Origin of the sequence: Psychroflexus torquis ATCC 700755 (genome assembly GCF_000153485.2) — a bacterium.
Taxonomy (GTDB): Bacteria; Bacteroidota; Bacteroidia; order Flavobacteriales; family Flavobacteriaceae; genus Psychroflexus; species Psychroflexus torquis.
Genome location: NC_018721.1, coordinates 1,240,483 through 1,254,699 on the forward strand (window position 1 = coordinate 1,240,483; position 14,217 = coordinate 1,254,699).

At 34.3% G+C, this 14,217-nt stretch carries 11 protein-coding genes and 2 pseudogenes; 5 read left to right on the plus strand and 8 right to left on the minus strand.

Translation table 11 applies throughout. The features are described from left to right. Nucleotides 1–4: 4 nt before the first annotated feature. A complete protein-coding gene (locus P700755_RS05500; protein WP_041758158.1) occupies nt 5–1,255 on the plus strand; it encodes a hypothetical protein in 1,251 nt (416 codons plus the stop codon). 312 nt (nt 1,256–1,567) lie between these two features. Beyond that, nucleotides 1,568–1,993: a T9SS type A sorting domain-containing protein gene (locus tag P700755_RS05505; RefSeq protein ID WP_157609255.1), complete on the plus strand. Its 426-nt coding sequence runs from the start codon at nt 1,568–1,570 to the stop codon at nt 1,991–1,993. A gap of 850 nt (nt 1,994–2,843) precedes the next feature. On the opposite strand, the gene P700755_RS21080 is transcribed toward P700755_RS05505, so the two are convergent. The 3 genes and pseudogenes from P700755_RS21080 to P700755_RS20595 form a co-directional block, all read right to left on the minus strand. Continuing rightward, entirely contained in the window at nt 2,844–2,945 is a 102-nt protein-coding gene (locus tag P700755_RS21080) for a T9SS type A sorting domain-containing protein (RefSeq protein WP_157609256.1), read from the minus strand. 131 nt (nt 2,946–3,076) lie between these two features. After that, on the minus strand, nt 3,077–4,459 hold the full coding sequence (locus P700755_RS05510; RefSeq protein WP_015023741.1) for a S8 family peptidase: 1,383 nt from the start codon (nt 4,457–4,459) through the stop codon (nt 3,077–3,079). Between the two features lie 11 nt (nt 4,460–4,470). Next, nucleotides 4,471–4,759 (minus strand): annotated as a pseudogene (locus P700755_RS20595) (aminomethyltransferase beta-barrel domain-containing protein); the annotation flags it as partial. A 102-nt stretch (nt 4,760–4,861) separates the two neighbouring features. Here P700755_RS20595 and P700755_RS19845 point away from each other — a divergent pair. Then, a pseudogene (locus P700755_RS19845) lies at nt 4,862–5,288 on the plus strand (IS4 family transposase); the annotation flags it as partial. Between the two features lie 487 nt (nt 5,289–5,775). Here the strand turns inward: P700755_RS19845 and P700755_RS19850 are convergent. After that, on the minus strand, nt 5,776–5,934 hold the full coding sequence (locus tag P700755_RS19850; RefSeq protein WP_015023742.1) for a hypothetical protein: 159 nt from the start codon (nt 5,932–5,934) through the stop codon (nt 5,776–5,778). A gap of 367 nt (nt 5,935–6,301) precedes the next feature. Further along, on the minus strand, nt 6,302–6,988 hold the full coding sequence (locus P700755_RS05515; RefSeq protein ID WP_015023743.1) for a T9SS type A sorting domain-containing protein: 687 nt from the start codon (nt 6,986–6,988) through the stop codon (nt 6,302–6,304). 275 nt (nt 6,989–7,263) lie between these two features. Here P700755_RS05515 and P700755_RS05520 point away from each other — a divergent pair, with 275 nt between their 5' ends. After that, the gene (locus P700755_RS05520; protein WP_015023744.1) at nt 7,264–7,797 is read left to right on the plus strand and encodes a hypothetical protein; all 534 of its coding nucleotides are present in this window, start codon (nt 7,264–7,266) and stop codon (nt 7,795–7,797) included. Between the two features lie 10 nt (nt 7,798–7,807). Further along, a complete protein-coding gene (locus P700755_RS05525) occupies nt 7,808–8,020 on the plus strand; it encodes a helix-turn-helix domain-containing protein (RefSeq protein ID WP_015023745.1) in 213 nt (70 codons plus the stop codon). Between the two features lie 280 nt (nt 8,021–8,300). On the opposite strand, the gene P700755_RS05530 is transcribed toward P700755_RS05525, so the two are convergent. From P700755_RS05530 to P700755_RS05540, 3 genes are all read right to left on the minus strand, one after another. Continuing rightward, the gene (locus P700755_RS05530) at nt 8,301–9,437 is read right to left on the minus strand and encodes a glycerate kinase (protein ID WP_015023746.1); all 1,137 of its coding nucleotides are present in this window, start codon (nt 9,435–9,437) and stop codon (nt 8,301–8,303) included. Nucleotides 9,438–9,443: 6 nt separating this feature from the next. Continuing rightward, entirely contained in the window at nt 9,444–11,093 is a 1,650-nt protein-coding gene (locus P700755_RS05535) for a sodium:solute symporter family transporter (protein WP_015023747.1), read from the minus strand. Nucleotides 11,094–12,010: 917 nt separating this feature from the next. Further along, nucleotides 12,011–13,309 carry an MGH1-like glycoside hydrolase domain-containing protein gene (locus tag P700755_RS05540; protein ID WP_015023748.1) on the minus strand — a complete coding sequence of 433 codons (1,299 nt, stop codon included), beginning with the start codon at nt 13,307–13,309 and terminating at the stop codon, nt 12,011–12,013. Nucleotides 13,310–14,217: the final 908 nt, after the last annotated feature.

Here is a 14,217-nt window from a genome sequence, read left to right on the forward strand (position 1 = left end):
AATAATGTCAAGCATTCTATGTAATGCACAATTTTACGTATCTAATGGTGATGAAGTTTATGTTTCAGATCAAAGTACACTATACTCAAATGAGGATATAGAAAATAACGGTACAATACGTTTAGAGAACGAATCATACTTAATTTTTGATGCTGACTTAATTAACAATGCCACTATTTCATACCAAGATGGCAACAGTAAAGGAATTTTACAAATTGGTTCTGGTGAAGCTTCAAGCAATCAAGCTCAAGACATCCAATTTAATGCTACACAGGGTGAAGAAGCTCCGTTTATTATTCTTAATAAAACCTCTGGCGTTGCAAACATTACTCGTGGTCACATGCGTTTGTTAGAACGTTTTAAATCTATTAGTGGAACATTAGATGCTAATAGTGAAATTACAGGTGCAGATACAAACGAAAATATATCAAAAGGCTTAACATTTATAAATCCTGATGTAGCAACAATTTCAGTTGTTGAAGAATCTAGTGGCGGTATAGTAAAAAATGTGATCACCGAGCTCCTATTCCCGGAAGACTCAAAAAGAGCATTTAAATTTTTCTCATCTTCTGTAACTACGCCTGAATCCATAAATGCTAATCTTCAAGAAGGTGGTCATATTACATCAACAGTAGTAGGAACTTTTGATGATCCTTACCCTGGTTATGGAACTCATATCACTGGTTCAGAAACTGGAGAAAATGGCTTCGATGCTACTAATTCGGGGAATCCTTCAGTGTTTTTTTGGGATGCAAGTACACAGGTTTATACTCTTCTGCCAAATACGGACGAACGTACATTAACCGCTGGTGAAGCTGCTCTTATTTTAGTAAGAGGAAGTCGTGTACTTGATTTAACAGTAGATAATATCCAAGATAATTTTCCTACAATTCTAAGAACAATTGGTGATTTACATATTGGTGACTTTACTTTAACTAATCTTGCCTCTACAACTGAGGAATTTTCATTAATTGGTAATCCATACCATGCTGAAATGGATCTAGATGCACTCCTTAAGAGTCCAAATAACGTAGGTCTTAGTTCAAGCTTCGTATATTATTTTGATCCTACTTTAGGTTCACAGGGCTCATATGTAACTTTAGATCTTTCAGATCAAAGTACAACACCCCCTTCTCTAAATGATAAGTATCTTCAACCAAATCAATCGTTTTTTATTGAAAATATTGCTGATAACGCAAGTTTAACTTTCAAAGAAAGCTTTAAACGCTCAAACGAGCAAAGACAAAACAAATAAAATTTTTATCGCCGATACCGATTTAAGATAGACGTTAGTATGTTCGACTCCAACGCAGATGTGTTCAGGGGATGGTGTTACGTTAAGGTTCAATCCAAATTATAGCGAACAAGTCACTTAGAAGAAGATGCGACTAAAGTTTGGAATTCAGACGGATCCATAGCAATTCAAAACCAAGATAAATATTTATCGGTTGATAAACGCCCTTTACAGGATAATATAGTAGATGCTGTATTGTACATGTTTTATCCAAGGGATAATGATCAATTTTTAATTAATCTAAATTATCGCCTTGAAATTGATATTAAGAATATGCCTAGTTCTGGTGAGGTCGTTTTAATCGACAATTACTTAGAGACTAGAACACAATTAAACCAAAACTCAAACATATATAGTTTTAATTTGGACCCAATACTTCCTGAATCAGAAAATGTAAATCGCTTTGAGTTAGGCTTTGAAAATATAACACTTGGCACCACAACACCACAAGAGGAATTGGCTTTTTTAAGCTTATACCCAAATCCAACGACTGGTTTAATAAATATCGACTTAAAAGAAGCAGGGGAAGCTCTAGAGAATATAAAAATTTTTAGCACAGACGGTAAGCTAGTCAAACAAATTAATATCATTAATAATTCTACAGAGCAAATAGACGTTAGTGATTTATCCAGAGGATTTTATCTTGTTGAATTACAAACTGCCAACTCTATCTATGTTGAAAAATTGATTCTAAATTAAAGAGTAGTTGGATTCAAGTCATAAATACAAATTCTGCGTTAAATAATAATTGATCCATTACAAATATAGGATTTTCAAAATTGAACCTTTTTCTAGGTCTTATACCAAATTATATTTATAATACCGTATGAATAAATTGAATTATACTACGACGTAGCTCAGCACAGGTTTTTTGATTGATTAATTGAAATCAAAAATAACAAGCATAGCCTTAGCTACGGTAATTATTTTTGATGAAAAGCAGGCGAAAAAAGCCTGTGCCGAATTCGTATCGGTAAAACGATTTATTGCGTCATTATAGGTCTAATTTGGTATAGAACCATTGCTACAAACTTCACTTTCCCATTAACAATTCCACTGGCTGCTATTAACGGAATGTTTAATTCTTCTTTCACCATAGGATTAGGGTAAAAGGTGTAGTGTAGTCTACTCTTCATCATTATGCCCACCAGCTTCAAAACCTTCAGCGACTTCAGCCTCCTATACCTTTAATGCAAATTTTACGCTATAGACTACATGAACGACAGTAATATCGTTTTCTTTAAGTCTAGCTGCATGAATTTTAGTTATTCCTGCGGAAGTAAATACAACTTTAACGCCTCCAGAAATAATTACTTGGATAATCTATTCAATATTAAGATACATCATAAGTACATTGACTCCGAATGGTTTAGACGTTGCTTTTTGATATTTTATAATATGCTCTCGTGATACATTGACCCCACACTAAGCAAACCTAGGCCACCAGCATTACTTACGACACTAGTTGGTCGCAAGCAGCTGTTCCCATAACATTCAAGCTTGAGTGATCGGATATTGAATATTAAAAGCTCTGTAACTCTGTTTTTTACTATTCCTTAATTAGCTTGAAACTATTTGTTTTAGAACTTGATTTTATAGTAGCGAAGTACATTCCACTTGCTAATTCAGAAAGATCACAAATTATTAACATTGGAAATCTTGGTATTCAGCACTTGATCTCCCATGATATTGTACACAATAAAATCTGCTTGTGACATTCCTTCTGGAAAAGAGATATTAATATTGTTTTTACAGGGTTTGGATACAGTGCAAATTGATTTTTTAGTAACTGGTCTTCTGCTCCAAGAATAAAAGATTGTTAAGAGCATCTTCGAAATTTGGAATTCCATAGCCCATTCGATCTGTCGGATTATTAAATAAATGTGCTGATTCTCTCACAACCTGCATTATCTGTGCATTTGGGACTTCGGGTCTGGCTTGCCATAATGATGCTACCGCACCCGCCATAATAGGAGAACTAAAAGATGTTCCATTACTGGTAGTTACGTTTCCATTCGAACTTACAACAGCCGCATTTCGACCTTGAGCCATTACATCTGGCTTAACTCGACCATCTATTGTAGGTCCTATTGAGCTAAAGCTTACATAATCTCCATCTGAATCAACTGCACCAATGGTTAACATTCCGGGTGAATCTCCTGGAGTACCAACAAAAGGAAAACCAGAACTACCACCATTCCCCGCAGATGTAACTAAGATCATACCTTTATCAAAAGCGTGATTTGCACCACGCGCGCCAATCGTAGTTTGACCATCAAGATCCTCATAACTATGATCATAGGCAGAATTGTCATAACCTCGATATCCTAAAGATGTATTTACAACGTCAACACCTAGGCTATCTGAACGCTCTAGTGCTTCAACCCACCAGGCTTCTTCAACTGGGTTTTCGCTAGGACCAAATTCTGTCCTAAAAAGGTAAAAAGAGGCTTCGGGAGCAGTACCTACAAATTGACCTGAAATAAATCCACCTATATCACTAAATGTTTGTGCTCCATGCGACCCTGTTCCATCAACATTTTCTTGACGCAATGCAAAATCGTAAGTTCCAAGTAATCTGCCATCAGAAACAATATGCGAGAAAGCTGGATTATTTATCACGTTTGGAAAACCACTATCCAAAACGGCTACAACCATTCCATCCCCATTAAAATCTTGTTCATGTAAATAATCTACTTTTAGCATCGTAGTCTGATTTGCCGCAGCACCATAATTATATGTAATTTTACTTTGTTGGTTCTCGATGGCAAATTTATCTGGGGTAGCACCTGTTATTGACCTAAAATTTAGAGACTTGTCCATAAATTCGACTGAACTCACATAATCTTCGCCAAGTAAGTCATCAATATCCATCTGGGACCCACGAACATAAACGGCATTCATCCATTTGGATTTAGCATGAACACTTATGCCTAAGGTATTTTTAAGTTGTGTAATATAGGCTTCATTTACAGGAACATCACGATCATCAATTGTCGTATTTTGCAAGGCCTTTCTATCAATGGCCTCCTGAGTCATAATAGAGATAGGATTTGCGATAGAGGTGGCCACGTCTTCTTTATCTAGAAGAAAGACCAACGCATCCTGCTGCGAATACATAAACGGAGTCGCAAAGACGGCTAATAATAGTAAGATTTTTTTCATATTTTTATTATTTAAGCAATAACACCACTTCCAAGCAATTCTTCGTTAGAATACCAAGCAACAAATTGTACCTCAGTAATAGCCGATTGTAGTTTCTCAAAGGTAACATAAAGTCCGAAAGTGTTTGGTGTAAAGTTGCTTTTTCCAAATTTGACGGTTTCGAATACGCGCCATTACATCCAAGGTTTCATTAATATTTGGCTCTAAATCATTTCTCACCCAATGAACCTCTTCATTCTTAACAAGCAGTCCAAGACGATAGAGACCAGGATGTGCTTTACCCTGTCTTGTATAAATAACCTTACTTAAGTTTCGCAACTAGTATTCAATGGGTTTTCATGCTATTTAAGTTACCAAATACAAATCATGCTATAACAAGAAGATATTGCAAAAGTTCAATAAATAGAAGGGAAGCTTAATAAGGTTTGGCTTAATTCAGACTATTTACAGGCACATCTGGATATTTTAGGTTTCAAGAGAATAAAAAACAATTCAGTTGGTGCAAAAAGGTGGGTTTTTCATTTGAGGATTTGATCGCTATGCACTTAATCTTGTCCCTTATTGGAATTGACTCTATATATGAACTTACAACCAGTAAAGACGATGAACTGAGTAACTAAGGAAAAGATACGTACTGTCCAGTTTTAGCAAATCAAAAAATCAATTGGAGAACTTTTTTGGCCCAGTTCGTAAAGCAGTATTTAATAAAAGATGAACTTTTCACACCCTCACCAGGTGCTGCAAGAGGCTTGATCTTTGGTAATACTGATCTTTAAAAACAGAAAAGACTATTGAAGGTGGCTCGAAGATCTACAACCATGTATCAAAACCTATTATGCCAAATCAGCATTCAAATATCGCATAAAATCAGTTTCATTTTCACTTATTAACCGTCATAAAATAGAACCGTAACTAGTGCTATGCTTATATTTTTTTCCTTGACTAAGTAAAAAACCTGAGCTAAGCTAAGTCGTAGTATAATTCAAATTTTTGATATATCATTAAAAAACTAAATTGGTATAATTTGTTGCCAACAGTTTGTGTCTAATTTGTTGCGTGATTAAGCAATTGATTTAGCAAACAAATAACGGATAGAAAATCCCAGCGGAGTTTTCTAGGTGTGCACTTGCTCAATTAATTATACATTGTGTTGTAGCACATTTTTAATTAATTACTATTTCAACATTTAATCCTTGTTCACCTCTAAGCTTTGGAATCAGAGCGTGATATGTCAAATTTGGTGCTTCTGTCGTTTCATTTTGGTTGAAAGTAACAGTTAGGTTTTCATTTCCGATTACACAACTTTCAACTAATTCCTAGTCAATTGAACTATTAGCATTTGCAAGTCCTTTTTTTCCAATACCCAAATCGTAAACAGTAAAATCAATGGTAGGTTGGCAACTTCCTGATACAAATTCTGTAAAATCCACTTGATTTCTAATAATCATATGATTTTCAAATAATTCTATATCCATTTGGTATTTTGTGTTTATACAATCCTATTCACTTTCAAGACTTGTCGTGTTTATGAGCCTATCTGTAAAATTATCATCATTGTTACAAGAAAAGATTCTGAGAAATAAAAATGGGATAAGTAAAGCCTGATAGTTCATAATTATACTTTTCTATTAAATATATTTTTCTCGAATTGGTTGCGTTAAATGTTCTATGGTGGTATTTTACAAAAAACGTAGCGTTTAAAAAAAGGCTGCGTTTTCGAATAATACGCAAGCCATATTTTTAAATTTTGCCACCTGGAAAAAGCACCCAAGCCATTTCTATAACTTACGCTATTTTTATATGCTTAGTTGGTAGCCACTGGATATTCTATCCTATAATTCATCATTTTTTAATAATTTTCTTATTTAAAACCCCATTCTTCGTGTATATCTTCATCAGATAAATACCAACGGATAAATCAGAAATATCTAAAGTTTGAAAATCTGAAATTACAGATTTTTTAATCTGTCCGATTAAATTGAAAATTTCAATTTTTTGAATCACCATGTTTTTAGATTTTATAAATACTAAACCACTACTTGGATTTGGATAAATTTGACCATTACTAAAATCGAAATCAGTTGTCCTTAGAGTGAAATTTCTAAATATAGCTTGTCCAAATATGGCATTGCTAATTGTAAGAACTAAACCGTTGTCTTCTTGTGTAATCTCATAAGATCCGGCGTCTTGCATAAATGAGAAAAATTCAATTTCAAACGAAGTATGAGCTTGAACACCACAATCTTCATTTGTATTAGAATAATCGAAAGTTTCTAAAATATTCGAATTTGGAAAATTATATATTCCGCTAAACCTATTGCAAGCCCCTTCGCCAGAAAATTCATAGTTTTCGAGAATTGTTAAGGTAGGTGTAATTTCGGGTTCTATTTCTGATACTTCATAAGGCGTTCCTGCGTCACTTGATTGGACAAAATTTAAATTCCAAGTCTGAAATAAATCAGGATCTGGGTCTTGTGCATTCCCATAGAAGGCGGTGAATAGTACTACTACTAAAAGTGAATATTTCATGATCGCTGCTTTTTTCAGCTTGTGGATAACGCTTATGTGTGACAAGCCTTGTGTGATTTAGCTACTAAATTAACACATAAAAGCCGAACAGGAAATCTGCTAGTCCCAATACTTGGGGATTTATACGTAGGCTATAACCAATAAGTTATACACCGTGCTGTGTTTAATGATTTACAATTAAAAGATTTGATTTAAATAAATTAATGATAAACATTAATTTATATTTGTTAATCGTTATTTTGTGTTAGATTTATGCTCTTATAAAAACTCTCCTAATGAAATATATTACACACAAACCAAAATTAAAGGTTCTTAAAACATGGATTGCTTTATTTGTTTTAATGGTACTTCCATTTCTAATTGGCAGCTATATAGAACCTGAAAATCCTATTTATATAGTCACTATTTTTTCAATTGCAGGTTTTTTTATCTTCAATTTGGTTATAAGAAAATCACTGTTCTTTAAAAATTATTTTACAAGTCGATATAATATACTTACTTCAAAGGTTCATTCTAAAAAGACATTTAATATCTCTAAAGAGCTGATGTTTGAAAAGATTATAGAGGTTATAAATGATTCAAAATTTAGATTGGTTGAAACGGATAAAGACAAATTTGTAATTTTAGCAATTACATCGATTTCATTAAGATCTTGGGGTGAGAATCTATATATAAACTTTGAAACACGAGGAAATGAAACCGTGATGAAATTTTGTTCAGTAACCTTATTTCAAATATACTCTTGGGGTAAAAATGAAGAGAACTTAACCGATTTATTCAATGAAATCGAAAGTTCACTAACCGTATAAATAGAGAATTATGGCTATTGTAGTGAACTTAGATGTCATGTTGGCGAAACGAAAAATGATGTTAAAAGAACTCTCTGAAAAAGTTGGTGTGTCAACGGTAAATTTGTCAATTTTAAAACAAGGAAAAGTCAAAGCAATTCGTTTTTCGACTTTAGATGCAATCTGTTTGGCTTTAGATTGTCAACCTGGTGATATATTGGAATATGCTGAGAAAGAAAGATAAGTCATTGACTTATCTTTCTTAAATTTAGAAATCGTTTTTTTAGTAAAACACAACATCTGTAAAAACTCTATTCAAATCTTAAGTGTAAAGAATATATCTCTTAAAGGTGTTGTTTTTATTATCATCTAAACTTTTACCAAATTAAACCTTTGTATACTCTATTCAAGGGATATTTAATTGACTACCAAAAATGCTAGATTCAAGATTATAAGGCAACGAATGTTTACCAACCCTACTCGTTTATTCTTTTTCATTACAAATCAAACTAAGGTATTCCATATCATATTTCACTACTTATGGCTTTCTTTGCAAACGTTTCCGCTATTTCAGAAAGGTGTTTATAGCTGTTATTTAAAGCGTCTTCTAAATTAATTGACCTGCTTAAAACATCCTGAGCGTAGGTTATTCCAAAGTTATTTAACGCCTCCTTATCCAATTCTATCTGTCCACAGAATACAGCAACTGGAATAGAATAAATTTTGGCTGATTTTAAAACACCATCTATTGTTTTTCCTGATAAGGTCTGCACATCCAATTTACCTTCTCCTGTAATTATCCAATCGGCATCAGCAATTTGATGGTCAAAATTTGCAAGCTCCTTGATTACTTGTATTCCAGATTCCAACTTGGCTTTCAAAAATACTATTGTAGCAATGCCCATCCCTCCTGCTGCCCCCGCTCCATTAATCGTTTGAGGTTGCACATTAAATTGTGCGGTTAACACTTCAGAAAAACAAGTAAGCCCATGATCCAGCATTTCTATATCTTCTTTTGAAGCCCCTTTTTGTTTTGCATATACGTGAGCCGCCCCATCTTTCCCGTATAATGGATTGTTCACATCGCAAGCCACCTGAAACTCTACTTGCTTTAGTATTGACGATACATTTGCATCATCAATACTACAAATTTGGGATAAACTCGCACCAATTGGTTTTACCTCCTTATTGTCCCTATCTATAAATTTATACCCTAGTGCAGTCGCCATTCCAATTCCACAATCATTCGTAGCGCTACCGCCAATTCCTAAGATGATTTTTTTTGCTCCTTTTTCAATAGCATGTAAAATCATTTCTCCTGTACCGAAAGTAGTCGTATTTTTACAGTCTTGTTCTTCCTCCTTTAATAACCAAAGCCCTGAAGCTTCAGCCATTTCGATAAATGCGGTTTGTGATGTTTCCGCATATAAATAAGACGCAGTTATCAGTTGAAATAACGGGTTTTTGACTTCAACTTCAATTAAACGACCTCCAAGGTAATAATTAGCGATCTCAATAGTTCCATCGCCGCCATCGGCCAATGGCAACTTTAAGATATCTACTTCAGCAGATACTCGATGTATACCATCTTCTACGGCAGAACAGAATTCTAGACTAGACAGTGATCCTTTGAATTTATCGGGGGCTATTACAATTTTCATACTAAATTATTGACCAAAAATTGTTGGAATGAAGTAACTAAATATCAAAATAGCAATAAAGAAAGTCACTAATATATAGACTTCTTTAATCAAGAAGTCAGATTTTTTTAGAGTTATATTAAAGTTTGAAATTTCTTTTACCTTAACGCTTCTTGTCATGGCACTAACGGCGAAAGCAACTACAAATGCTATGATCACCCCAGTAAAATTTAACCAAATCCAAAAAACATTAAAGCCCAAATCGATATGAAATAAGTTCTGAATGGTTTGAGAAAACATTAAATTAATTAAAACCGCTACGATAATACCAGCATTCATTCCTATGTGATTAACCTTTTTGGAGAAAAACGCCAATAAAAACGTCACCAATACAGGACCATAAAATACGGAACCTATCGCATTAATTATTTCTATCACTGGACTGTTACTACCTCCAAATAAAAAAGCACAAGCAATACAAACCACTCCCCAGAATACGACTGCTGCTTTAGAAATAGCCATATACTTTTTCGGTTCTAATTTTGTTTTCCCTCTGTTGAAAAAATCTTCAACTGTAACAGCAGACAACGAATTTACCGTCGAGCTTAAAGACGACATTGCAGCGGATAAGATCCCAACCATCAAAATGCCAATAAGGCCATGAGGCAGATATTTCATAATAAAAACGGGCACCATTAAATCTGCTTTAATACCATTTGCCGCATATTCTTCTGGAAAATGTTTTTGTGTAGTCGAAGCAATATCACTCAGGAAGTCTGGAGCTAGTGTAATCAGGCTCCCTAAAATAAGACCCATCACACAATACACCAAAACAACAGGAAACCTTAATAGGCCGTTAGCTAATAATAAAGTTCGAATTGTCTTTTCATCTTTTGCGGAGAGTAAGCGTTGTGCTTGAGTCTGGTCGCATCCATAATAGGAGACATATAAAAAGAATCCTCCTATCAACATTGGCCAAAAACCATATTCATTGCCATCTCCGATACCTAAATTAAAATCTATGACTTGTAATCGTTCAGAATCAAAACCATCTGTTAAGCCTCCAAGATCTTGCACTGTGTTCCAGCCGTAAATCAGACAAATTATTAATCCTAGAAATAAAATAATCATTTGAATAGCATCTCCCCAAACCACTGCTTTCATCCCTCCTTGCCAAGAATAAATAATTGTTATTACACTGATTATTAATATAGTATATACAAAATCTATATCTAAAACAGCTTGTAAAATTATGGCAATGGTGTATACCATTACTCCTGTTCCCAAAGCACGACTAATTTGAAAAACAACACTTAAAATGAGTCGTGTAGAAGAACTAAACCTTTTCTCCACAAACTCATAAATACTCACTACCCCCGACCTAAATAAAGGCGGAATAATAACAATCATAATAAATAGCATTGCCAGAGGGACTGCAAATTCAAACGTTAGCCACTTCATACCTCCCCCTAATTTTAATCCTACAAAGGCAGGTGCCGAAATAAAACTTATGGCAGACAATTGCGTCGCCATAGTCGAAAGACTCAAAGGGAACCATCCCATGCTTCTTCCCCCTAAAAAATAATCTTTTGAATCTTTATTGTCTTTAAAGAAAAAACCCATCCCTAAAAAGAACACGATATATAATAAAATAATACTATAATCTAACCAATTCATAATTTTTCGTTTTTTGGAGTTATTCTTGTTTTTGACTATTGTTTATTGCTTATTCACTATTGCCCATTAATCATTGCTCTTTATTTTTTTTCTCTTCTCTTTTCTCTTCTCTTTTCTCTTTATTCTTATTTTGAATTCTTCACTACCGCCCGCCGTCTCACTACTCACCTCTCATTACTCACTTCTCACCACTCAAACAGTCACTTCGAGTAAAATTCAAATTACGCTAGTAAATTTGAATTTAGTATCGAGAAGTCAAATCTGCATGGTTGGATACTTAAATTGTTAGAGCAAAATGTGCGTCTCAAACTATAATTACACGAATCAACTTTTCACTGTGAACATTTCATTTTTTTCTTTCTTCTTATTTTGAATTCTTTACTCCCGCCTACCCTCTCACGATTCACCACTCACCTCTCACTACTCACCTCTCACAGCTCAATCCTCACCACTCAATCAGTCACTTCGAGTGAAATTCAAATTACACCAGTAAATTTGAATTTAGTATCGAGAAGTCAAATCTGCATGGTTGGATAATTCGATGGTTAGAGCAATATGTGACTCTCAAACTACGAATACACGACTCAACTTTCCACTGTGAACATTTCATTTCTTTTTTCTTTTCTCTTATATTGAATTCTTCACCCCCCGCCTACCGTCTCACCACTCACCTCTCACTCAGTCACTTCGAGTGAAATTCAAATTACGCCAGTAAATTTGAATTTCGCATCGAGAAGTCAAATCTGCATGGTTGGATAATTCGATGGTTAGAGCAATATGTGACTCTCAAACTACGAATACACGACTCAACTTTCCACTGTGAACATCTTTTTTCTTTTTTCTTTTCTCTTATATTGAATTCTTCACCCCCCGCCTACCATCTCACCACTCATTACTCACCTCTCACTCCTCACCTCTCATTCCTTATTCAACAAGTCTAATAACAACGAAGCCGTCCAAGAAAAGTTAATTCCTCCGTATCCTCCCTTACTTACTTCTTTTCTCGCATCAAAATACTCATAAAAACCATTTTCCTCTATAAGTTCGACCGTATCATCCTTTACTCTTTTAGAAATATCTTCAAACCCGTATTGTACTAATCCATTATAAAGAATCCAGTTTAAGTTGATCCAAACTGGGCCTCTCCAATACTTTTTTGGTTTATATAGTTCGCTTTCTGGATCGAAAGATGCACATAAATATTGATTTTCGTTGCCAAACCTACTCATCAAGGTCTGCACCAGTTTCTCTGCTCTTTCTTTACCGGGAATATTGGCAAATAATGGTGTAAAAGAAGAAGAAGAAATATGTTTTATTTTTCTTTCATTTCTTAGGTCGTAGTGAATATATGCTCCTAATTCTTCATCGAATAACTTATTATTAAACGACTTAATGGCTTTTTCTTGCCATGTTTCAAGTTGTTTAATTTTATTTTGGCTGCCTCCGATTAACGTGTATAATTCGATTAAGCTTTCGTTGGACTTTATTAGCATTGAATTAAATAAAGGGTCCTGAACCAAAAATGGAGATAATTCGGCTATTTTTTCATCGCTATAATTATGCTCTTTTGCAATTTCTAAGATATGTAGATAATGATCATATTCGCGTTTACTTGGTCTTTGAGAAGCATCGACATGCGTTGTATCTCGTCTTTCAAATTCATAATCTGGAGAGTCCATGTTGTGAATAATATCATCCCACATTGGCGAATTGTCTGTTCCCGATTCCCAGTTGTGGTAGATATACACTAATCCTTCATTTTGAGGATCTCTTTTGGTGTAAAAATAAGTGTGGTTGTCATAAACCTTATCAATAACACCCTCTATAAACTTCAAGGTCGCCTTTTTATCTGTGCTTATTCTTAAGATCTCTGCTAGCACAAATCCAAGTACAGGTGGCTGTGTTATTCCCGAAGTTTTGTATTTTTTTGAAGCATCAGGATGCAATTCTGAACAAAAGTAATCCGGTCCTGGAAAATAGGTATCAGTTTCAGTATGAAAAACTATGTGCGGTATAAAACCATTCCCCCATTGCGCATCTAATAAGGTAGATATTTCCTCTTCGGCTTTCGGCATATCGAAATGAGCAAAGCCAATTGCAATAAAACCGGAATCCCAATTCCATTGAAACGGATACAGTTTCTCGCATGGAATACTAAAACCATCGCGCCAATTTGCATTAAGAATTTCTATGGCTTTATTCTTTAGTTCATTCATTAGGTCTCAAATTAAAAATTATAAAAAAACTTCACCACTGTCTCTAAAGACCTAGTGAAGTAGGGTTAAATTGGTATAAAGTATAAAAGTATACTTTTATTTTAAAAGAACTACCTCGGCGCACAGCCATCGAGATATGAGAGACAAGACCGCTTCGCAGCTAGAAAAAAGACTTTTTATCATTCTTTCTTTTTACTACTGAGAAATATTAATCACTTCCAAAAATTGAAAATTGAAAAATAGTATTAATTATTGAAAGTTTCTTTCTAGTCATTAAAAATTTAAAAAATGACTTTTGTTTTAGCTGGTATAAAGCTACATACCGAATATGAGGGAGGAAGGATTAATAGATGGTTGAATAGTTAGATTGTTACAATAATAGACAGTTCGAGTATTGGATTGTTAGAGAAAATGGCCTCTCAAACTACTATTACACGACTCAATAAATCAACTTCTTGTACTTTTCTCACCACTCATATCTCAGACTGTCACTTCGAGTGAAATTCAAATTACACCGGTAAATTTGAATTTAGTATCGAGAAGTCAACTCTGGATTGGAAGAGCAAAATGTTACTTTCAAATTACGATTAAACGAATTAACTTTTCACTGTGAACATTTCATTCCTTTTTTCTTAATTTAAATTCTTCACTCCCCTCCGCCGTCTCAAATCTCAATACTCACCTCTCACAACTCATTACTCACCTCTCATTACTCACTCCTAACCTCTCAAAAAGTCACTTCGAGTGAAATTCAAATTACGCCAGTAAATTTGAATTTAGTATCGAGAAGTCAAGTCTGGATGTTTGGATACTTAAATTGTTATAGAAAATGGCCTCTCAAACTACGATTAAACGAATTAACTTTTTGTACTTTTCTCACTACTCATTACTCACCTCTCATTACTTAC

Excerpts from the sequence above, each read along its gene's own strand:
- P700755_RS05500 (WP_041758158.1), top strand. The coding sequence starts at position 5 with ATGTCAAGCATTCTATGTAATGCACAATTTTACGTATCTAATGGTGAT.
- P700755_RS05505 (WP_157609255.1), top strand. The coding sequence starts at position 1,568 with ATGCCTAGTTCTGGTGAGGTCGTTTTAATCGACAATTACTTAGAGACT.
- P700755_RS21080 (WP_157609256.1), bottom strand. The coding sequence starts at position 2,945 with ATGTTAATAATTTGTGATCTTTCTGAATTAGCAAGTGGAATGTACTTC.
- P700755_RS05510 (WP_015023741.1), bottom strand. The coding sequence starts at position 4,459 with ATGAAAAAAATCTTACTATTATTAGCCGTCTTTGCGACTCCGTTTATG.
- P700755_RS19850 (WP_015023742.1), bottom strand. The coding sequence starts at position 5,934 with ATGGATATAGAATTATTTGAAAATCATATGATTATTAGAAATCAAGTG.
- P700755_RS05515 (WP_015023743.1), bottom strand. The coding sequence starts at position 6,988 with ATGAAATATTCACTTTTAGTAGTAGTACTATTCACCGCCTTCTATGGG.
- P700755_RS05520 (WP_015023744.1), top strand. The coding sequence starts at position 7,264 with ATGAAATATATTACACACAAACCAAAATTAAAGGTTCTTAAAACATGG.
- P700755_RS05525 (WP_015023745.1), top strand. The coding sequence starts at position 7,808 with ATGGCTATTGTAGTGAACTTAGATGTCATGTTGGCGAAACGAAAAATG.
- P700755_RS05530 (WP_015023746.1), bottom strand. The coding sequence starts at position 9,437 with ATGAAAATTGTAATAGCCCCCGATAAATTCAAAGGATCACTGTCTAGT.
- P700755_RS05535 (WP_015023747.1), bottom strand. The coding sequence starts at position 11,093 with ATGAATTGGTTAGATTATAGTATTATTTTATTATATATCGTGTTCTTT.
- P700755_RS05540 (WP_015023748.1), bottom strand. The coding sequence starts at position 13,309 with ATGAATGAACTAAAGAATAAAGCCATAGAAATTCTTAATGCAAATTGG.